Origin of the sequence: Amycolatopsis sp. cg5 (assembly GCF_041346955.1) — a bacterium.
GTDB lineage: Bacteria > Actinomycetota > Actinomycetes > Mycobacteriales > Pseudonocardiaceae > Amycolatopsis.
On sequence record NZ_CP166849.1, the window covers coordinates 5450695 to 5470137 of the forward strand.

The following is a 19443-nucleotide window of genomic DNA, read 5'->3' on the forward strand; positions in this document are numbered from 1 at the left end:
CACGTCGGGACCGGTGCGCGTCCGCGTCAGGGGGACAGCGCCTGGGCGCCCGCGCCGTACTCCAACGGTGACCAGCATGTCACCTGGCAGGTATTGATTTCGATGAGACCTTGCTCCGCCGTGGCAACGCACGCGGCGACTCTCGACATGGCGCATCCAACCGTTTGCCCGTTCAAACCAAATCGCCTAGACAAATGGACACCGGGCGCCCGGAAGTCCTAATGAGAGTGACCGGCCCCTTTAGATTCCCGGCATGGAATACGACGTGATCGTAGTCGGCGGCGGACCAGCGGGTTCGACTGCCGCGACAGTGGTGGCCATGCGCGGCCACCGAGTACTGCTACTGGAGAAGGAAAGCTTCCCCCGCTATCAGATCGGCGAGTCTCTGCTCCCGTCCACAGTGCAGGGCGTGTGCCGTCTGCTGGGCGTGGCAGACGAGGTTGCCGCCGCAGGCTTCACGGTCAAGCGCGGCGGCACCTTCCTGTGGGGCAGCAATCCCGAACCCTGGTCCTTCAGCTTCGCCATGTCATCCCGAGTTCCCGAGTCGTTGTCGACGGCGTTCCAGGTCGAGCGGTCGCGGTTCGACGAGATCCTGCTGCGCAACGCCGGCCGCAGCGGCGTGGAGATTCGGGAGAACTGCTCTGTGCGCAGAGTTCTCGAAGATGGCGGCCGTGTCAATGGCGTCCAGTACACCGACGCCGACGGAACCACGCATACCGCACACGCGCGGTATGTCGTCGACGCGTCCGGGAACACCAGCCGGATCCACCGCCATGTCGGGGACCGGATCAATTCGGACTTCTTCCGCAACCTGGCCGTTTTCGGCTACTTCGCCGGCGGCGCGCGCCTGCCGGAACCCCAAAGCGGCAACATCTTCTCCGTGACGTTCGACGCGGGCTGGATCTGGTACATCCCGCTGCGCGACAACCTGACCAGCGTCGGCGCGGTCGTCTCACCGGACCAACGCTCGCTCATCCAGGGCAACCCGCGAGAAGCCTGGACCAGGCTGATCGCCTCCTGCCCAGAGGTACTCGAAAAGCTCGATGGCGTGCCCGTCGCGACCGAGCCGCCCTACGACCAGGTTCGTGTGCGCAAGGACTACTCCTACTGGAAAGACAACTTCTGGGCACCTGGCATGGTGCTCGTCGGCGACGCCGCCTGCTTCGTCGACCCGGTGCTCTCGTCCGGAGTGCACCTGGCCACATACGGCGCGATGCTGGCCGCACGCTCGATCAACAGCTGTCTCGAGGGCGCACTGGACGAGGACACCGCCTTCGCCGAGTTCGAATCACGGTATCGCCACGAGTACGGCCTGTTCTACAAATTCCTGGTGTCGTTCTACGACACGCATCGCGACGAGAAATCCTACTTCTGGTCGGCGAAGAAGCTGACCAACATAGACTCCGCGGAAACTGCGGCCTTCGCCGAACTGGTAGGCGGCCTGGCTTCCAGCGAAGTCATGGCCAGTCTGACGACCGCGGCCGCCGACCTCGGGCACGCGGTCGACACGGTCACGACAGAGGACAATGAGGACAACCCGATGTATTCGTCCCGCGTCATCGGAGAAGCCTTCCAGGAAGGCCAAATCCTCCAGGACGAAGCCCTGCACGGTGTCACGTCGCACAACGGTGGCACCAATGGCCTTGCGGTGGCCAAGGATGGGCTGGGATGGGCGGCGGTGTGACCCGTCGCGGTGCCCGGTTTCCAGACGATCAGTGCCGGGCCCGGCACTGATCGTTCACCTGGCCGAAACCCGACACATCGTCCTACTGCTACCCCTAGTGTTCCGTGACACACCGCGACTTCTGCTGTGACCGCGACGTGAGCGTTCAGTTCGAGCGCCTGCGTCGCGGTCTTCACAGTCCCGTCTCCCGGAGGAAGCATGAACCTGGCCTCATTGACCTTCGCGGCGATCGCCGGGACTTTGCTGGCCTGCTACGCCTTCCGCACGATCGCGCGATGGCTCGGCCAGCCTGGCGTGATCGGCGAACTCTTCGGCGGGGTTCTGCTCGGGCCGACGCTGCTTGGTTCGTTCTCCGCCACTGTGCTGCCGGAGACCGTCCGCCCACAGCTGAGCACGCTGGGCAACATCGGTGCCGCCTTGTTCATGCTCGTGCTCGGCATGGACTTCGGCACCGAGAAGCCGGCCCAGCAACTCAGGCGAACAGGCTTGATCGGGATCGGCTCGGTGCTGCTGCCATTCGCGCTGGGCACGGGGTTGGGAGGGCTGCTTGTCGCATGGGGCCACGGAAACTCGGTCGTCTTCGTGCTGTTCATGGGAATCGCGATGTCCGTCACCGCGTTTCCCGTCCTGGCAAAGCTGCTTGAGCATCGCAAGATGACCAATACCGGCACCGGGCAGCTCGCCATCGGCGCGGCCGCTGCCAGCGATGTCCTGGCGTGGACGGTGCTGGCCGTGATAGCCGCGCTCGCCCGGACAGGATCGCACACCTTCTGGCTCACACTTCTTGTGATCCCTTTGTTCTTGCTGCTCAGGTTCGTGGTCACGCCCGCCCTGCGCAGGCTTCCCGGACGTCCCGGTTTCGCGGTCGTGCTGATCGCGGGCGGGCTGGCCTGCGGAGCCGTGACCGAGGCGATCGGCCTGCATTTCATCTTCGGCTCCTTTCTGTTCGGCGCGGTCATCGCCCCGTTGATGAAGTCGGACACAGGGACCCGGGACCTGATATCCGGCATCGCTGCACTCCTCCTTCCGGTCTATTTTCTTTCCGCCGGACTGAAAGTCACCTTGTCGCTGTCGCCGGCGACCATCGGGCTGATCGCGTTGGCGCTGATCGTGGCCATCGTCGGCAAAATGGGCGGGACCTATGCCACCGCCCGGCTGGTAGGGGTGCCGCAGGAACAGGCGACCACATTGGCGGTGCTGATGAACACCAGGGGTCTGACCGAACTCATCGTGCTGACCACCGGCCTGGAGCTGGGCATCCTGTCCACCGAGCTCTACTCGATCATGGTCATCGTCGCGCTGGTCACGACAGCGGTCACCAACCCGGCACTGGATTTGCTCGCCTGGCGGCGCCGCTTCCGCGGCGCCGACGGTCTCATGCCGGCGCGATCCGCTAGCCGAGCTGGTTCTGCTGGGCGATCGCGGGAGTGATGTCCATGTGGACGCGGTAGTCGACGACCTCGGCCCCACGGACCTGAATGACAGTCACACACGGCATGGCGAGCGGTGATCCGTCCGGAGCGGCCGTATGGATGGTGAACCGGCAGAAGAGCTGGTCGCCGATCTCGGCGACCTGGTCGATCGTGTGGCGCACCCACGGTAACGCCCTCGCCGCCCCTGCAGTCGCCCTTTCGATGGCCTCAGGCCCCACGACGGTCTGCTGGTTGGCGAACGTGTAGGTCGCGTCTTCGGCGAACCACGCCGCAAAGCCGGCGGCGTCGTCGGCGTCCACCTGTGCGCACATCTTCCGCACCATCTCTTGGCTGAATGACATCGGCTCACTCCTGGTTCTGCAGTCGCAGGCCGAACCTGGCCATGATCCCAGCGATCTTCGCCATGTCCCGTGGCCCGGGCGGCAGTTCGCTCAACGCCCGGTAGTAGTTCTCCAGGCCACCCGGCGAGACGACCGCCACGATCCGGGTCTCCTCGTCGAACGGGTTGTGGAACATGTGCGGCACACCGCGCGGCATCAGCAGCGACGCGCCCGATTCGACGATGTGCTCTTCGCCATCGAGCTCGACGCGGACCTTGCCCTGGGTACAGGTGAACAGCTCGTCCTCGCGGGAGTGCACATGTGTCGGCGGGCCACCGAGCCCTGGCGGCACGACATATTCGAAGAGCGAGTACGCGCCGTTGGTGTCCTCGCCGGTCAGGCGAACGTGGATGCCCAGCCCGATGGCGCCGACGTCGACGCCATCGTCCGGGTGAATCACGCGAGTCATGTCATCCTCCAGTGTGGACAGTCGTGGGGCGGTCCTCGACGCGGTCGGCGAGCCGACGCAGCAGCTGCGGCGTGAGCTTCCGGTAGGCCGCGGGCGAGACGGGGTTCAGCCAGTGCGAGGCACGTACCGGTTTGCCGATCTGCAGGCCGAGATCGCCGAGCACCTCGTCGATGTTCTTCATCGAGAACGGGATTATCTTGGCGCCCCGGCAATGGTGTGTGTCGGCCGCGACGTCCATGAACGCGAGCTGCGCCGTCACGGCCGCGCGCCGGGCGGCCGCGTCCGGCAGGTCGATCGCGCCCGCCAGGTCCGCCGCGATCCACAACGCGGCCATCTCCGCGTTGAGTGGGGAAAAGAACGACGAATTGTAGCCGTTGAAGTAGAGGCCGGGCACGTCGATCGGCTGTATCTGGCGGTACAGTGCGAAATTTCCACGCTCATCGAACAGTGCCTTGTGGATGCTCTCGTCGAGGAATGGGACCTGCTGGGTAAACCCGGTCGCGCAGACGATCAAGTCGGCGGGCAGCACATTCCCGTCGGCCAGTTCGGCGCTCGGCTGTCCGTTGAGGACAGTCAGACGGCGGATCGTCAGATCGCGGCGCACGGTGATGCGGCCGTCCGCGACCGCTTCGAAGAAGCCCTCTGTGGCCAATCCGATGGCGCCCTTGACGATGTCCTCCATCTCCCCGCGCGGCACCAGGTCCAACCGCTTCAGCTTGAACTGGCGTATCGACACCGATCCGACCGAGTTGAGCATCCGGCGGCGGAGTCCGTCACCAGGTCCGTGCAGGAACTTCTCCATGCCACGCAGGTGCAGGTAGCGGAACAGCGCCTCCCCCATCCTGGTCAGCAGCAGCATCTTGAAATTGAGCACACCGGCGATTCTGCGCGGCACCTTCCACAGCAGCTGCCTGGCGATCACGTCGACACTCGCCGCGGCCGCGCTGAGCGGCACAGCGACATCGCAGGCCGTCTTGCCGTAGCCGACAACGAGGACATGCCGATCGTGGGCCTGGTCGACGTCGTGCAGCTCAGTGGCCGGGAGCACCTTTCCGCCCGCTGCACGGAATTCATCTACGCCCTCGAAGCGAGGCATCGCCGGCTCGCAGAAGACACCGTTGGCGACGACCAGCCGGTCGAAGTGCGCCGAACCCCTATCGGTTTCCAGCGTCCAGCCACCGTCGGCCCGCAAGGCGCTCGTCACGTTCGTCGAGAGGCGGAGTGCGGGCTCGATCCCATTCCTGGTCACGTAGGAGGCGAGATACTCCTGAACCTGTGCGCCGGTCGGCCATTCCGGAAACCCTTTTGGCATTGGGAAATCCGAGAACGAGTACTGCGCCGACGGGCTCTGCGTCGTCAAACCCGGGTAGCGCCGGGACTGACTCCACACACCGCCGACATCGGACGTCTTGTCGAAGACTTCCACCTCATGGCCGGCCTGCAGCAGGACCTTCGCCGTCGTCAACCCGGCGACACCTGCTCCGATGACCGCGATCTTCATTGTCCGGACCTCCCGATCTGGCGAAGGCCCCAGCCTGCTGGCAGGCCGCCCATCAAGACAACAGAGCGTCTCAGTGGGCGGGACCTGGACGGCTCAGTGCCGAGGCGAGTACGCGCGTGACGCGGCGGCCGCGGCGAGCTGGACGGCGGGTCCCATCCGATCCGCCCGGATACCGGCCACCGGCCCGGTCACCGACAGACCGGCGACCACCGCGCTGAGCGGACCGAAGATCGGCGCGGCGATACAAGCGACACCGATATTGCCTTCCTCTCGTTCCATCGCCCAGCCCCGATCCGGGATCTCGGCGAGCTTCCGCCGCAGCACGTCCGGCGAGGTGATGGTCCGGCTCGTCCTCGGCTCGAGCCCGGCGGCGAGCACGGCGTTCACGGTCTCGGTGTCCGAGAAGGCGAGAATCGCGCGGCCGATCGCCGAGCAGTGGACCGGAATCCGCCCGCCGACCAACGAAAGCATGGGCATCCGCCGATGTCCGGTGATCTTCTCCACGACCAGCACGTTCAAGCCGTCGAGCACGCCGAGCTGGACCGTTGCCCTGGTCGCGGTGTGCAGGTCTTGCATGAACGGGAGCACGGCATCGCGCAGCTCGTGGCGCACCGGGACCAGGCCGGACATCTCGAACAGCTTGTTCCCGATGCGGTAGCGGTCGCCTGGTTTGTCAAGCCAGCCCAGCCGGATCATTGTCGCGGCAGTGCGGTGCACGGTCGAACGAGGCAATCCGCTGCGCCGCACGAGCGCTCCGAGCGTGAGTTCGCGATGGGTGTCGTCGAAGGCGGTGAGGATCGCGTCGGCACGGTCGAGCCCGCCGTTCACCTCGACATTGGGGTCCCGCTCACTAGGACCGTTCGTTGGCTGGGTCACGACTCCCCCTCACCCTGGGGCGAACACCGTACAACGACCAGTCAGGAGTCCGCCATCGACACCAGGACCGCACTCGTCTGTGGCGGAGGATCCGGTATCGGCTTCGCGACAGCGGAAGCACTCGCCGCGGACGGGTACCGCGTGGCGATCACCGGACGCGACCGCGACTCGCTCACGCGGGCGGCCAGGAACCTCACCGGCGCCCCGGTCGTCCCGATCGTGGCCGACATCAGCGATCCGGGGTCCGCGGCACTTGTCATGGGCGAGGTCGGACACAAGCTCGATGTCCTCGTGCTCAACGCAGGCGGTCCGCCGCCCGCACGGGTGCTCGCGGCGGGCGACGACCAGTGGCACGCGGCACTGGAGCTGCTGTTGCTCGGCCCGCTCCGTCTCGCACGGTTGGCGCTGCCCACCATGGCCGAGCGAGGCTTCGGCCGGGTCGTCGTGGTCACTTCGAATGCCGTACGCCAACCGCAGGAAGAACTCGCGATCTCCACGGTTCTGCGAGCCGCGGTGACCAGTGCCGCCAAACTGCTGTCGCGCGAGTACGCCGACTGCGGTGTGACAGTCAACTGCGTGGCCCCAGGGGCCACGGACACAGCACGACGCCGTGAGGTGCTGCGCGCTCGCGGCGATGCGGACGGCCTCGCCGACAACGCCGCCATCCCGCTGGGACGACCCGCCCGCCCGCGCGAGATCGGCGACGTGATCGCCTTCCTGGCTTCCGAGCGCGCGTCGTTCATCAACGGCACAGTGGTGACAGCTGACGGCGGACGAACGGAGACCCCATGACCGGCAACGGCTTCTCGCTGAATACCTTCCTCAAAGGACTGACCGACCACGTGCCACCAGGCCAGGCACGTCCGCTGGTGCTCAACGCAGACGAACTCGAGCAGCTGCCCGCCAGCGCGATCCACAACCCGTCCGAGCTGGCGATCGCAGGGCGGCTACCGACGTTCGGGTTCGAAATCTTCCACCAGGTGATCCCCGCCGGGCTCAGCTCGGACATGCAACGCCACCACCACGAGACCGTCCACTACGTCATCAGCGGACGCGGGCACAGCGAGGTCGAAGACGAAAGAGTCGAATGGACGACCGGCGCCTGCGTCTACACCCCGCCGTGGACCTGGCACCGCCACTACAACGACGACGAGAACGCCCCGGTGGTGTTCCTGACGATCGAAGGCTCACGACTCGTCGCCGCACTCGGGCTGACCCGGCGCCAGAGCGCCGGGCTCGTCACCATCGCCGAGGCCCGCGCGGCCTTCGGAGACTGAAAGGGAGAACCACATGAGGCCGCACACCAGCATCTGGGCAGACATCGGAAGCGTCCCGCACGAACTACGCAAGCTCGACGTGGACGGTGTCTCGACGAGGGTGCTGCGCGCAGGCAGCGGACCGGATCTCGTGCTGCTGCACGGAACCGGCGGTCACCTGGAAGCGTACTCCCGCAACATCGCGCCACTGGCGAGGCATTTCACCGTGACCGCGTACGACATGGTCGGGCATGGCTGGAGCGACCTGCCGGACAAGCCCTACACGATCGATGTGCTCACCGATCACCTCGTCGACCTGCTCGACGTGCTCGGGATCGAACGCGCACACCTTTCCGGCGAATCACTCGGCGGCTGGGTCGCGGCGTGGACCGCCGCGCACTATCCCGAACGTGTCGACAGGCTCGTGCTCAACACCCCCGGAAACATCGCCAACAAGCCTGAAGTGATGGAGCGGCTCAAGGCCAGCACCATGGCCGCCGTCCTCGACCCGAGTGATGCGACAGTCCGCCGCCGGGTCGAATGGCTCTTTCACGACAAGAGCCTCGTCACCGACGAACTCGTCCGGCTGCGACAGAATGTCTACACCCGGCCCGGCTACCTGCGCGCCATCGAGAACACGCTCGTGCTTCAAGACCCCGCGGTGCGGTGCGCGTACGCGTGGGGCCCCGACTGGACAGGCAGGATCACCGCGCCGACCCTGCTGCTGTGGACCAGCCATGACCCGACCGGAGGGCTCGACGAGGCTGAGCTGCTGCAAACCTGGATTCCCGGTTCACGGCTGCACATCATCGACGGGGCAGGCCACTGGCCACAATGGGAGAAGCCGTCCGAATTCCTGAGCGCGCACACGGAGTTCCTCAGCAGGGTAGGTGCGGCGCGATGAGCGAGATCGTCGGTTTCGTCGGAATCTCGCATTCCCCCTTCGCCACCATGCTCGCAGCCCCGAAGCCAGGCGAGCCAGGTGCTCTGTTCCTCGCGGATGCCGACCGCGTCGCCAAGGCCGTCGCCAAGCTGGCGCCCGACGCCGTCGTGGTGATCGGCCCCGACCATTTCCACGCCAACTTCTACGACGTGATGCCATCGTTCGTGGTCGGCGTCGAGTCCGCGACCGGGTACGGAGACTTCGGCAGCGCCTCGGGGCCGCTCCCCGTACACAGTGCACTGGCCTGGGATGTCCACAAAGGACTTGGTGAGTCCGGATTCGATCCGGCGCTGTCCTACTCGCTCACCGCCGACCACGGCATCGTGCAGGGCTACGAAATGGCGACCGGCGGAACCCGGATCCCGATGGTTCCCGTCGTGCTGAACACAGCGGCCCCGCCCTTGCCATCTCTCACGCGCTGCCGCGACTTCGGCCTCGCACTGGGCGAGACACTCCGTGCCTCGACATTCGACGGCCGCGTGCTGATCATCGCAAGTGGTGGTCTCTCACACTGGCTGCCGTCGAACGACCCGCGCGACCCGGCCGTCACCGCAGGAAAGCGTGCGGCCCTGATCAACGGCAGGCTCGATGTCGCCACGTTCACCGCCGAGCGCGAACCGCGTGTTCGCGCGATGGGCGGCAACCCTGCCACAAAGGTGAATCGCGCCTGGGACACCTGGTTCCTCGACGCACTGTGCGAGAACGACCTCTCCCTTGTCGTCGAACTCGGCAGCGACGGGCTCGAGGAGCTGGCGGGCACCGGCGGGCACGAGATCCGCTGTTGGCTGGCCGGCCACGCGGCGACGGGAAAGCCGCTGCGGTGGACCAGCTACGAAGCGGTGCCGGAATGGATCACCGGCATGGGTATCGGAACCACCTTCGACATTCCGTCATGAGTACGGCCAACGCGAGCAGCGGCGGCTGCCGCGATTGGCGGGCCGTCGCTGACACCGGACGGACCGGGTTCGCCGTCAGCCGCGGCTGACGGCGAACCCGCTCTCCGAGGCGGCGGCTGTCGGCGAAGCCCGTGTGTTGACAATCAAGCGGCGATGCCCGCTTGCGCGCCGCGCACGACTTCGGCCAGCTTCTGGACGACAGGCGCCGCGAGCACCGGATTGAACCGGGGCTCGGTCGACCAGTCGGCAAGCTGGTTCGCCTTCACCGCGGGCAGCTGCGCCCACGTCGGGAACCGCGCCATCTGCTGGCGCGACAGGGCGTAGGTGCGGCTGTCGGTGAGGATCAGGTCGGCCGGGTGCTTGCCGGCCTGCTCCCAGCTGAGCGTCTCGAAGTAGTCGGCGGAGCCTTCCCCGTTGACGATGTCGAGCCCCAGGTCGCGGTAATAGGCCAGATCGGCGAAGAAGTCCGGTTTACACACGTACAGGTTGTCCTTGTCGCCGGAGACGACCAGCACCTTGAGGCCCGGCTTGGCTTTGATCGCCGACTTGAGATCATCTGACGCTTTCTGGAACTCTTCCCTGCCCTTCTTGATGACCGCGGAGTCAGAGTCGCCGCCGAGCGCGACCGCGAGTCGTTCATAGCGCTCGATCACCCCGGGCAAGGTGACCTTGTACTCCGACATTGCGACGATCGGCGCGATCTGCTGCACCTTCGGGCCAAGGTCGTCCTTGAGCACCCACAGGTCGGTCGGCTTGACACCGGTCAGCCCGGTGATCACCAGGTCCGCCCTGGCCGCGGCGAACTTCTCCATACTGAAGTCGTCCCATGCGTTACCGATCGAGGTCACGGCACCGAGGTCGATATTGCCCGCCTGAACCTCCTTACCACCGTCAGCCGTCTTCTGCGGACCAAAGACACCCACCGGGTGCACGCCGTAGTCCCACAACGCGGCGGCCGAGCTGACGTAGGCCACGACGCGGGCAGGCCGCTGATCGCGCACCGCCTTCTGGCCACGATCGTCGATGAACTCCCACGCCCCGGACGACACATCCACGGGCTTGTCACCTCCACCGCACGCGCCGAGCGTGGCCGCCGCCGCGAGCCCGCTCGCGCCGGCCAGGAACCCGCGCCGAGTGAATCCGGCACCGTTTTGGAACACGGGCATGCGCACACCACTCCTGAAGGTTGAGGGTAGCCACCCTTAATTTAAGGCTTGTCGATTAGATTAGCCTTACCTAAAGTAAATGCCAACGGAGGTGTGATGCGAACGGAACCAGCCAGCGTCGCGACCATACGACGCCCGACGAACACAAGCCGCGCGATCGGCCTCTTGGCCGCCACAAGCGTGCTGGTCCTGTTGTGCCTGCTGAGCATCTGGCTCGGTTCCAAGGAGATCTCGTTCGGCAATGTCTGGGGTGTGCTGTGGCACAACGACGGCTCTGCCGACGCGGTGATCATCCACAGTGTCCGGACGCCAAGGACAGTGCTGGCGATATTGGTCGGCGCAGGGCTCGGGCTGGCGGGCGCGCTGATGCAGGCGCTGACCCGAAATCCTTTGGCAGACCCCGGCTTGCTCGGTATCAGCGCCGGAGCCGCGTTCGCGATCGTGTTCTCGATCACCGTTCTCGGCGTCGGGTCGCTCTATGGCTACATCTGGTTCGCCTTCGCCGGCGCACTCGGCGCGACGGCCGCCGTCTACTTCCTCGGCACGCGCGGGCGCGCCGGGGCGAGTCCGGTCAAGCTCGCGCTGGCGGGCGCCGCCGTGACCGCGCTGCTCGCCTCGTTCACCAGCGCGATGGTCCTGTCGGATCCGGTGGCGCTCAACCGCTACCGTTTCTGGTCCGCGGGTTCACTGTCCGGCGTGGACAGTGAGGCGCTGCTGCGGGTGCTGCCGTTCCTTGTCACCGGGGTGGTGCTGGCGATCGCGAGCGCTCCAGCGCTCAACAGCCTTGCACTCGGCGACGATGTGGCAGTGGCGCTTGGCCGGAGGCTGGGACCGTTGCGGCTGAGGGGCGCGGTGGCCATCACACTGCTGACCGGCGCGGCCGTCGCCGTCGCCGGGCCGATCGTGTTCCTCGGTCTGATCATCCCGCACGCGGTGCGGTTCGTCATCGGCCCCGACCACCGCTGGCTGCTGCCGTACGCCGCTGTTACCGCGCCGTGCCTGCTGCTCGCCGCCGATGTGCTCGGCCGCGTCGTGGCGCGGCCGAACGAGATACGGGCAGGCGTGATCGTCGCGTTCATCGGTGCGCCATTCTTCATCTTTCTGGTCCGCCGTCGCAAGCTCGCGGAGTCCTGACGTGAGCCTGCCGCACCTGCGACGCGACCGGGTCACCGTCCGGCTCGCGAAGCCTCTGATCTCGGCCAGGATCCGCCCCCGGTCGGCACTGCTCTGCTGTCTACTCACCGTGCTGGCGTTCACATTGTTCTGTGTGGGCATGACAATCGGCGACATACCGCTGAGCGTGTCCGAGGTGTTCTCCGCCGTGTTGGGCGGCAGTGACGGCGGCACCGGATACATCGTGCGAGATCTGCGACTCCCCCGCGCGCTGACCGGGCTGCTCGCCGGGCTCGCGTTCGGCGCGTCCGGCGCGGCTTTCCAGACCATCACACGCAATCCGCTGGCCAGCCCCGACATGATCGGCATCAACGCGGGCGCGGCCACCGCCGTGGTCGCCGGGATCACGCTCGGCTTCGGCGGCGGTCTCGGCACCACCACGCTAGGCCTGCTCGGCGGGCTGCTCACCGCGGCGCTCGTCTACGCGCTGGCGTGGCGGCGCGGCACCACCGGCTACCGAATCCTGTTGATCGGAATCGGCGTCTTCGCGTTGTGCACCAGCCTCACCGACTACCTCCTCAGTCGCGCGCAGATCACCGATGCCCAGGCGTCGATCGGCTGGCTGGTCGGCAACCTCGCCAACCGCGGCTGGGATCACGTCGTCCCGCTGGGCATCGCGCTCACCGTACTGTTCCCAGTGGTGCTGGGCCTTTCCCGCTGGATGGCGACATTGTCGCTCGGCGACGAGGTGGCGACCGGGCTCGGCACACCCGTGCAACCGGTGCGGCTCGGGCTGCTGCTGTCCGGGGCGGGCCTGGTCGCGTTCGCGACCGCGTCCGCCGGCCCGATCTCGTTCGTCGCGCTCACCTCACCACAGATCGCGCAACGGCTGGCCAAGCTGCCCGCTCCCCCGATCATCGCGTCCGCGCTCGCCGGAGCGGTCATCGTGCTGGGCAGCGACGTCATCGCGCGTCAGATCACCGCGTCCACGCTGCCGGTCGGCATCGTAACCGGTGTGCTCGGTGCTCCCATCCTGCTCTGGTTGCTGGCCAGGGCCAACCGATCCGACTCCGGAGGCTGATTCCCGTGACATCCCTTCGGGTGAAGGACCTGCGCGTCGCCTACGACGACCGCGTGATCATCGACGGCCTCGATCTGGACATCCCACACGGCAAGGTCACCGCGATCGTCGGCGCGAACGCCTGCGGCAAGTCAACGCTGCTGCGGACGCTCGCAAGGTTGCTGACGCCGCGCGTGGGCACCGTGTACCTCGGCGACCGCTCGCTCGAGGAGCTGCCGACCCGCCAGATCGCCCAACAGCTGGGAATCTTGCCGCAATCCCCGGTCGCACCGGAGGGCATGACCGTCGCCGACCTTGTCAGCCGTGGCCGCGCGCCCCACCAGACCTGGTGGCGTCAATGGTCCACATCGGACGAAGACGCGGTGCGAGCCGCGCTGGAGGCCACCGGTATGTCAGGCCTCGCCGACCGCCCTGTCGGCGAACTCTCCGGCGGCCAGCGCCAGCGCGCGTGGATCGCGATGGCCGTCGCGCAGTGCACCCCCGTGCTATTGCTGGACGAGCCGACGACCTACCTCGACCTGGCGCACCAGATCGAGGTTCTGGACCTGATCCTCGACCTCAACCGCGACGAGGGCCGGACCGTGGTGATGATCCTGCACGATCTCCCGCAAGCTTGCCGCTACGCCGATCACCTGGTCGCGATGAAGGCAGGCCGGGTCGTTGCCGCGGGCAAAGCGGCCGAGGTCATCACCGAGGAACTGGTCCACAAGGTGTTCGACGTCCGCTGCCAGGTGCGCCCGGACCCGGTGAGCGGCACGCCGATGGTGATCCCGATCAGCCGCCACCATCCGGCCCCGGGCCCAGGACAGAGCGGACCGAATTCTCAACCTTCCGCCGCACAGCACATCGACCAAAGCGACACAGTCGCATAAGTACTGAAGCACGGCCGGTCCACCGGGCGGCACACATCGCCGGCGGGCCGGCTCAGGCGCCCTCTACCAACAGGTATACCAATACACCGCACACCACAACGCAGTAGACGTCCAGGAGCGCTCGCATCGCCTTCGGAGCCTCCCGTACCTCCATGAAGTGGAGTGCGATCAACCGGGCTTTCACGAATGCCACGATCAAAATCGTGGCGGACGAAACCGGCGCGCCTGCCGCCGCCCTGTCCCCAGAAGCCCAGAACAGGAGCCAGGACAAAACCGTCGCGAGAATCAGAACGAGCCACACCGCTCCGACGGACCTCATCAACAAGATGATCACCTCAAGAGGTAAAGAAGCGGAAAAATCTCAACCCACAGCAAATCCACCATGTGCCAGTACAGCGCCCCACACTCGACCAAGACCATGCGATTCGCGGGAAGCTCATCCTGCCGGCTTATCCTGAGCAGAAACCACAACACCGCCATGCCGCCGAGAAGATGCACCAGATGCAACCCGGTCAGAACGTAGAAGAACATCCAGAAGTCGCCGGTCGCCGGAGTTATCCCCCGCGAGAGCTTGTCCACATATTCAACGATCTTGATCACGCAGAAAACGGCACCCAGCACCAGTCCGCCTCGAATGAGCGCGGGTGCCGTCCGCCGAGCCCGCGGCACCCGGAACGACCGAACAGCACAAGCGACCAGGAACGAGCTGGAAAGCAGGACAACGGTGTTCAGCGCACCGAGCTCCTGCGACAACTGCCGCGAGGAATACACGAACCCCGAAAGATCTCGCGTGCGGTAGTGCAGGAAAGTCGCGAAGATGACAGCGAAGATCATCATGTCACCGAAGAGCACTATCCAGACCCCATACTCGCCGGGCACCCTCGGCGCACCGCCCGGATGACCGGCGACCATCGCCCGCTGAAAGTCGATTCGCCGCATCGCTAGTTTCTCCACTGGTGACAACGCACAGCTAAGATCACATGGACAACAATCAAGACTTCAGTGTTCTTTCACGCGATGCAGACTTCCCGGATTCGAGTTCTGCAACACGAGAGGACAGGGCCCTGATCTCACTGCGCAGGTCAACTTCGGCGCTCACCGAACTCGAGAAGTCGTCTTCGATATCCCGGCGAGCCGTCAAACGAAGTAGCAGCATGGCCGTGACGAAAACCCAGAAGCAGATGCCGACCAGCGCGAACCAGAATCCGGCGATACCATTCCAAGCGAACGGTCCACCCTTGAAGAAAACGATGGCGCTGGAAGTCGAAACCAGCATCATGCACCAGAGGCAGAGGTACGCATACCAGCGCGGCAATATCGGCTTGGCACGCTTATCACCGAAGACCACCACGGCTGTCGCGACCCCTTGAAGAATCACAGTCGACGTGATCCCGAGCCAGCACAGCCATGCCAGGTCATTCAGCTTCTGCAAAATTTCGGAAGCAGAGCTCTCAGCGCGGAAGACCGCGCTCTGCCAGATCATCAAAGGGAAGAGGAACTCGATGACCGTGGCGGCACCGCACATGAGGTATGTGTAAGTCCACACCGGAACGGATCCACCCTCAATACGCCTGAGCTGCACCGCGGTTGCGGCAAACCAGGGCGCGAGCAGCCCGGCTCCGACCATCGCGATGACAAGGCCGAGCTTCATCCAGCCCCCGCCGTCGCGGAACATGGCCGCGACCTGGTCGGGACTGTCACTCGGCGACGGCGGGGGAAAGAATCCCGCCAGCAGTCCCCAGCCCGCGAGCACCAGGACCACAAAGGCGGGGCCGCACCATATACACGCCCGCTGCGCGGTGTTTCTCATATCAGGCTCCGTCCATGTCCGCCAACAGCCGATTTGTCTCGACCACACCTACTCTGCGCTCGCCAGTTCGTCGGTCAAACGGTAACGGCCACACTCGCGACTCCAGTCGTAGTTCCCGCGGATCCAGCGCTCCAGCACGGTGACGAAGTCGCACACCGCCTCATCACCGGCTTGCCGAATCGATTCAGCCAGTCGCTGGAACTTATGCGTCTCAGCGGCGTTCATCTGAGCGAGCACGTCGAGCGCTTCCTGCGCCGTGATCCGATGATCTTCCATGAGAACGGCGATGAAGTTGACGGATCCATCATTGCGCTCAAGTTCGCGCGGGCCCGAGTAGTAGTCATGGGTAAAACCAATGATCCGGCAAGCAAGCCGTTCAAGCTCCTGAATCTCCGGACGGGCCCAGAGCACTCCAGGGAGCTCACAGTTCTGCACCACAGAAGATATCGCCATGCACACCGCACGCATTGTCACAGTTGACTCGCGAATAGTCGAATATGCGCTTAGTGTCGGCATAGACGAATTCGTCTGGAAAATAGCCTCACAAGCCAGGGCCAGCATAAGATCATTGATGCCGTCGGTGATTCGCACGGCCAATTCATTGCTGGCCCTGCGGAAAAGTTGAGCGCGAAGCTCCGCCAATACCTCTAGATGCATTCCCGCATCCTCAGGCAAAGGGTCTCCGTACAGTGCTTTCCGGCAGTGGAGCGCGTGGTGCGCGAAAACCTCCAGCTCCCCCGAATGAGCAGCAGGCTCGACGATCTCGTCATCCATCAGAAACAGCCATACCAGCCAATTGCCCAGCATCGCCGCACCATTGACGTCCGCACGTGGCGCAGCCCATGCTCCCAGCCGGCCGATGCCAGAATTCCGTACCGCCTGTTCGTCGTCCGCACTCACGAGGTAGCCGCTTTTCCACATCCAGTCGATGACAGCGTTCTCAACGGCAGCTTGATCAGGGTGAGGCATGGACGGAAATGGACATTCCAGCTCAGCCAAGGTAAAGCTCGTCACGATCGACTCCTCTGCATCGACACGGCTCGGCCGTTCCGGGTCGCCCACTTCTGTTCCTTCCGCTGCCGCAGGCGACTGAACCCAGCCAGGAAGACACGCCAAAGCACGCTGGGCCGCGCCAACTCGGCCGGCGACTTGACGTTGCCGAGAACACCGACAAGCGTTGCCGCGAGCAACGGATCGCGCTCGGCTCCGGCGGCCAGCTGGCGCAGATAGCCATTGGCTAACGCCGCCCCCGGTATTTTCGCCCCCTGCACTCCAGGCATCCCCGAATCGGCCAGCACGCTCAGCGTCCACGGTGCCACGATCGCACGCGCGGCATGCCCGAAGAAACGCCGTTCTAGGCCCGGACTGAATCCGAACGCCAGTTCACGCTGCAAAAGCACGGCTTGCACGGCCGAACACATCATTCCTGTTCCGTATACCGGGTTCATGGTGCTCAGCGCGTCGCCCACCACGAGCAATCCATGCGGGAAGGCACCGAGTTCTTCGTACCGCCGGCGGAACACTTTCGGAATCTGATGCACCTGCGGTTCGCCGAGGAACTCCGCGGTTTGGACAGCGGCTCGCACATCGGGGGGCGCGAACTCGAGAACCTCGTCCAAGAAGTTCTCCCGCGAGGGACGATGCTCTCCGTAGCCGTACATCGTGAGCATCCACTTGCCGTCCTCCTGCGCGAACAGGTACATGCCTCGAGGGCAGGTCGGCCTGGCCAATGTCGCGAGTACACGATCGCCGTCAATCGAGTCGAGGTCCATCCGCACGAGCTGGGATACGTACGCGAGACCGATGGAGACCTGATCCTCCCGCGGGCGCGGATAGCCCAGCTTCTTCAGCCAGACCTGCGACCGAGGGGAGCGCCCAGAGGCATCGATCACCAGATCAGCGGGCAGGACACAGCCGTTGCCTGTGTCCTGCGCTCTGACTGTGATCCCGGTGATCGACTCTCCGCCGCCTGTCGTCCGCAGATCAACAGCATCCCAGCCCATCTTGAACTCGACATTGCCGATGGCCGCCACGCGACCGCGGATCACGTGCTCGATAAACGGCCGCGTGGCACACAGACTGGTCAACCCGATGTCGGATTGGTGCAATTTATGCCCATGAAAGTTCATCCGACATTGGGTCAGCCAGCCCACGCGTAATGCGCCCGCTTCGACCAACTCGTTCCCCAGCCCCGGGAACAAGCCCTCGAGCAGCATCGACGTCTTGAAAAGCAAAGTGTGCGGATGCGCCCCTTGCGGAACTCCACGACGCGCGTTCACACCGTCGCCCGTGTCGCGCTCCACCACCGTCACGTGTTCGAAATGGTCGGAAAGCACTCGCGCCGCCAGCAGGCCGCTTACACTGCCTCCGACCACCACTGCATGTTCACTACGCCTGCGCATGAGCGACAACCTCGATTTCCCATCCCGCCGATCCGGCACGCAGGACCCACACGACCGCGAATCACCCGGCTCATCGCCCGGCAGGCAGGTCAGCGCTTGAAAGCTCGCATCTTCAGGCCGAGCGGCGACAAGGGCAGGCGCAGTCCGAAGCGAATGTCGTCCGACTCTGATCGCAGTTCCCACCTGCGCACCATCATCGCCAAAGAAAGCACCGCCTGAAGCCTGACCAGTCCCTCCGCGAGACACTTGCGCGGGCCGGACCCGAACGGGACCAGCGTGAGCCTGCTCTTCATCCCCTGCGGGTCGCCCGCCCACCGGTCAGGGTCGAACCTCTCGACATCCGGACAGGTTTCCGGGCGGTGGTGCACCACGAACGGGCTGAAGATCAAGTCACTGCCCTTGGGGATTCGATAGTTCCCCAATTTCGCCTCGGCGGTCGAGACTCGCGAGAGGAACCACGAAGTCGGGTAAAGTCGCAAGGTCTCGGTGATGACCTGGGTCGTGTAGGTGAGCGCATCGAGATCATCCACCGTCGGAACCCGGTCCCCGAGAATGGCGTCAACCTCAGCCTGGACCTTGCGAAGGACATCCGGATGTTTGGCAATCAGGTACAGCGCGAACCCGAGCGCATGGGCCGTGGAGTCGGCGCCCGCGGCGAACACCGTGTACACCTGCGCGCTGATCTCCTCGTCCGTCAGGCTGCCACCGTCATCATCACTCACGCGGACGAGGTAGGAGACGAGATCATCCCCACCCCCCTGCTTACGGTAGGTGTCGACGATCGACCCAAACTGCTTCCGCACCCGCTTGATAGACTTCTTGAATCGCACGTTTCCCGGTATGGGCAGGATATCGAACGGTGGCGGCAGAAGCGTGCGCCAGAACATACCCGCCATCGTGACCTTGACGTCTTCCACGGTGTGTTCCAGCTCAGCCTCGGTGAGCCCACTGATCATCAGCTTGATCACGCTGCGCGCACTGACGGTCCGCATCTCGGAGATGATGTCGATCAGCTGGCCCTCCGGCCACACGGAGAGCGCATCACCGAGCTCCGATCCGATGACGGAGGCGAACCGTGCATGGTTGGACTTGTTAAATGCCGGCTGCATGATCCGTCGCTGTTTGCGATGATCCGCGTGCGGGCAGACCGCGATACCATTTCCGGTCACATCGCGAATGTTCTTCATGACCGCGCCGCCCTTGTCGAACGTGCGGTCGTCCAGCAGCATCTGATGCGTCAGTTCGGGGTCACAAACCATGTACCCCTTCCAGGGGCCGACTCGTACTCGCAGAACTCCTTCACCGGAATTGGACATCGAACGAAGGAGACCCGTCGGATTCTTGATCAACGGGACGAAGTGCCCGAGCAGGGGCATTGCCCCAGGCGCGTCGACGATGGCCGTATCAGCGGCTAGCTGCGACATATCTTCTCCATCATCTGGTTCTCCCTTCCGGCATGGCAGGGAGTTCGAATTGACGGGGCGCGAGACCTAAACGCACTCCATTGTGGTTAATGCTTGACGACGGTGCCTGCTGATCATTTTCGTGTCTCTGTGCCAATCGGCTGAATCGAATCCTACACCGCGCGAAAGTCTCATAACGACCGACGATTCCGCTTGAT

Annotated in this window: 20 protein-coding genes; 9 read left to right on the forward strand and 11 right to left on the reverse strand. The window is 64.9% G+C overall.

What is annotated here, in order from left to right; genetic code table 11:
* Positions 1 to 253 precede the first annotated feature (253 nt).
* Positions 254 to 1684: an FAD-dependent oxidoreductase gene (locus AB5J62_RS24255; protein ID WP_370942226.1), complete on the forward strand. Its 1431-nt coding sequence runs from the start codon at positions 254 to 256 to the stop codon at positions 1682 to 1684.
* A 198-nt stretch (positions 1685 to 1882) separates the two neighbouring features.
* On the forward strand, positions 1883 to 3115 hold the full coding sequence (locus tag AB5J62_RS24260) for a cation:proton antiporter (protein ID WP_370942227.1): 1233 nt from the start codon (positions 1883 to 1885) through the stop codon (positions 3113 to 3115).
* On the opposite strand, the gene AB5J62_RS24265 is transcribed toward AB5J62_RS24260, so the two are convergent.
* From AB5J62_RS24265 to AB5J62_RS24280, 4 genes are all read right to left on the reverse strand, one after another.
* Entirely contained in the window at positions 3078 to 3458 is a 381-nt protein-coding gene (locus AB5J62_RS24265; protein ID WP_370942229.1) for a nuclear transport factor 2 family protein, read from the reverse strand. The genes AB5J62_RS24260 and AB5J62_RS24265 overlap by 38 nt on opposite strands.
* Before the next feature lie 4 nt (positions 3459 to 3462).
* The gene (locus AB5J62_RS24270; protein ID WP_370942231.1) at positions 3463 to 3906 is read right to left on the reverse strand and encodes a cupin domain-containing protein; all 444 of its coding nucleotides are present in this window, start codon (positions 3904 to 3906) and stop codon (positions 3463 to 3465) included.
* Between the two features lies 1 nt (position 3907).
* Positions 3908 to 5407 carry a flavin-containing monooxygenase gene (locus tag AB5J62_RS24275; RefSeq protein WP_370942232.1) on the reverse strand — a complete coding sequence of 500 codons (1500 nt, stop codon included), beginning with the start codon at positions 5405 to 5407 and terminating at the stop codon, positions 3908 to 3910.
* Between the two features lie 93 nt (positions 5408 to 5500).
* Entirely contained in the window at positions 5501 to 6283 is a 783-nt protein-coding gene (locus tag AB5J62_RS24280) for an IclR family transcriptional regulator (RefSeq protein WP_370942233.1), read from the reverse strand.
* Between the two features lie 54 nt (positions 6284 to 6337).
* Between AB5J62_RS24280 and AB5J62_RS24285 the strand changes: the two genes are divergently transcribed.
* From AB5J62_RS24285 to AB5J62_RS24300, 4 genes are read left to right on the forward strand one after another with little or no spacing between them, the layout of a single operon-like run.
* Positions 6338 to 7075 (forward strand): SDR family oxidoreductase, encoded by a 738-nt coding sequence (locus tag AB5J62_RS24285; RefSeq protein WP_370950320.1) that lies wholly within the window; start codon positions 6338 to 6340, stop codon positions 7073 to 7075.
* Entirely contained in the window at positions 7072 to 7560 is a 489-nt protein-coding gene (locus AB5J62_RS24290) for a cupin domain-containing protein (RefSeq protein ID WP_370942234.1), read from the forward strand. The genes AB5J62_RS24285 and AB5J62_RS24290 overlap by 4 nt, the downstream gene beginning before the upstream one ends.
* Positions 7561 to 7573: 13 nt before the next feature.
* Positions 7574 to 8443 (forward strand): alpha/beta fold hydrolase, encoded by an 870-nt coding sequence (locus AB5J62_RS24295; protein ID WP_370942235.1) that lies wholly within the window; start codon positions 7574 to 7576, stop codon positions 8441 to 8443.
* Positions 8440 to 9378, forward strand: coding sequence for a 2,3-dihydroxyphenylpropionate 1,2-dioxygenase (locus AB5J62_RS24300; protein ID WP_370942236.1), 939 nt, complete (start codon positions 8440 to 8442; stop codon positions 9376 to 9378). Before AB5J62_RS24295 ends, AB5J62_RS24300 begins: the two co-directional genes overlap by 4 nt.
* A 143-nt stretch (positions 9379 to 9521) precedes the next feature.
* Here AB5J62_RS24300 and AB5J62_RS24305 read toward each other — a convergent pair whose 3' ends face one another.
* On the reverse strand, positions 9522 to 10544 hold the full coding sequence (locus AB5J62_RS24305) for an ABC transporter substrate-binding protein (protein WP_370942237.1): 1023 nt from the start codon (positions 10542 to 10544) through the stop codon (positions 9522 to 9524).
* Between the two features lie 96 nt (positions 10545 to 10640).
* Here AB5J62_RS24305 and AB5J62_RS24310 point away from each other — a divergent pair, with 96 nt between their 5' ends.
* The 3 genes from AB5J62_RS24310 to AB5J62_RS24320 are packed head-to-tail and all read left to right on the forward strand — an operon-like array spanning position 10641 to position 13610.
* Complete coding sequence (locus tag AB5J62_RS24310; protein WP_370942238.1) at positions 10641 to 11678, forward strand: FecCD family ABC transporter permease; 1038 nt, start codon at positions 10641 to 10643, stop codon at positions 11676 to 11678.
* A gap of 1 nt (position 11679) precedes the next feature.
* Positions 11680 to 12738 (forward strand): FecCD family ABC transporter permease, encoded by a 1059-nt coding sequence (locus tag AB5J62_RS24315; RefSeq protein WP_370942239.1) that lies wholly within the window; start codon positions 11680 to 11682, stop codon positions 12736 to 12738.
* A 5-nt stretch (positions 12739 to 12743) separates the two neighbouring features.
* Entirely contained in the window at positions 12744 to 13610 is an 867-nt protein-coding gene (locus AB5J62_RS24320) for an ABC transporter ATP-binding protein (protein WP_370942240.1), read from the forward strand.
* A gap of 52 nt (positions 13611 to 13662) precedes the next feature.
* Here the strand turns inward: AB5J62_RS24320 and AB5J62_RS24325 are convergent, their stop codons facing one another.
* From AB5J62_RS24325 to AB5J62_RS24350, 6 genes are all read right to left on the reverse strand, one after another.
* Entirely contained in the window at positions 13663 to 13944 is a 282-nt protein-coding gene (locus AB5J62_RS24325) for a cytochrome C oxidase subunit IV family protein (RefSeq protein WP_370942241.1), read from the reverse strand.
* Positions 13941 to 14549 (reverse strand): cytochrome c oxidase subunit 3, encoded by a 609-nt coding sequence (locus tag AB5J62_RS24330; RefSeq protein ID WP_370942242.1) that lies wholly within the window; start codon positions 14547 to 14549, stop codon positions 13941 to 13943. Before AB5J62_RS24330 ends, AB5J62_RS24325 begins: the two co-directional genes overlap by 4 nt.
* 52 nt (positions 14550 to 14601) lie before the next feature.
* Entirely contained in the window at positions 14602 to 15420 is an 819-nt protein-coding gene (locus AB5J62_RS24335; protein ID WP_370942243.1) for a hypothetical protein, read from the reverse strand.
* A gap of 48 nt (positions 15421 to 15468) precedes the next feature.
* Positions 15469 to 16482 (reverse strand): hypothetical protein, encoded by a 1014-nt coding sequence (locus AB5J62_RS24340; RefSeq protein ID WP_370942244.1) that lies wholly within the window; start codon positions 16480 to 16482, stop codon positions 15469 to 15471.
* Positions 16431 to 17822 (reverse strand): FAD-dependent oxidoreductase, encoded by a 1392-nt coding sequence (locus AB5J62_RS24345; RefSeq protein ID WP_370942245.1) that lies wholly within the window; start codon positions 17820 to 17822, stop codon positions 16431 to 16433. The genes AB5J62_RS24340 and AB5J62_RS24345 overlap by 52 nt, the downstream gene beginning before the upstream one ends.
* Before the next feature lie 89 nt (positions 17823 to 17911).
* Entirely contained in the window at positions 17912 to 19246 is a 1335-nt protein-coding gene (locus tag AB5J62_RS24350) for a cytochrome P450 (RefSeq protein ID WP_370942246.1), read from the reverse strand.
* Positions 19247 to 19443 lie beyond the last annotated feature (197 nt).

Bases quoted from the DNA above. Each gene is read 5' to 3' on its own strand.
- AB5J62_RS24300 (WP_370942236.1), top strand. From the start codon at position 8,440: ATGAGCGAGATCGTCGGTTTCGTCGGAATCTCGCATTCCCCCTTCGCC.
- AB5J62_RS24275 (WP_370942232.1), bottom strand. From the start codon at position 5,407: ATGAAGATCGCGGTCATCGGAGCAGGTGTCGCCGGGTTGACGACGGCG.
- AB5J62_RS24345 (WP_370942245.1), bottom strand. From the start codon at position 17,822: ATGCGCAGGCGTAGTGAACATGCAGTGGTGGTCGGAGGCAGTGTAAGC.
- AB5J62_RS24290 (WP_370942234.1), top strand. From the start codon at position 7,072: ATGACCGGCAACGGCTTCTCGCTGAATACCTTCCTCAAAGGACTGACC.
- AB5J62_RS24305 (WP_370942237.1), bottom strand. From the start codon at position 10,544: ATGCCCGTGTTCCAAAACGGTGCCGGATTCACTCGGCGCGGGTTCCTG.
- AB5J62_RS24310 (WP_370942238.1), top strand. From the start codon at position 10,641: ATGCGAACGGAACCAGCCAGCGTCGCGACCATACGACGCCCGACGAAC.
- AB5J62_RS24295 (WP_370942235.1), top strand. From the start codon at position 7,574: ATGAGGCCGCACACCAGCATCTGGGCAGACATCGGAAGCGTCCCGCAC.
- AB5J62_RS24270 (WP_370942231.1), bottom strand. From the start codon at position 3,906: ATGACTCGCGTGATTCACCCGGACGATGGCGTCGACGTCGGCGCCATC.
- AB5J62_RS24330 (WP_370942242.1), bottom strand. From the start codon at position 14,549: ATGCGGCGAATCGACTTTCAGCGGGCGATGGTCGCCGGTCATCCGGGC.
- AB5J62_RS24335 (WP_370942243.1), bottom strand. From the start codon at position 15,420: ATGAGAAACACCGCGCAGCGGGCGTGTATATGGTGCGGCCCCGCCTTT.
- AB5J62_RS24350 (WP_370942246.1), bottom strand. From the start codon at position 19,246: ATGTCGCAGCTAGCCGCTGATACGGCCATCGTCGACGCGCCTGGGGCA.
- AB5J62_RS24255 (WP_370942226.1), top strand. From the start codon at position 254: ATGGAATACGACGTGATCGTAGTCGGCGGCGGACCAGCGGGTTCGACT.
- AB5J62_RS24260 (WP_370942227.1), top strand. From the start codon at position 1,883: ATGAACCTGGCCTCATTGACCTTCGCGGCGATCGCCGGGACTTTGCTG.
- AB5J62_RS24265 (WP_370942229.1), bottom strand. From the start codon at position 3,458: ATGTCATTCAGCCAAGAGATGGTGCGGAAGATGTGCGCACAGGTGGAC.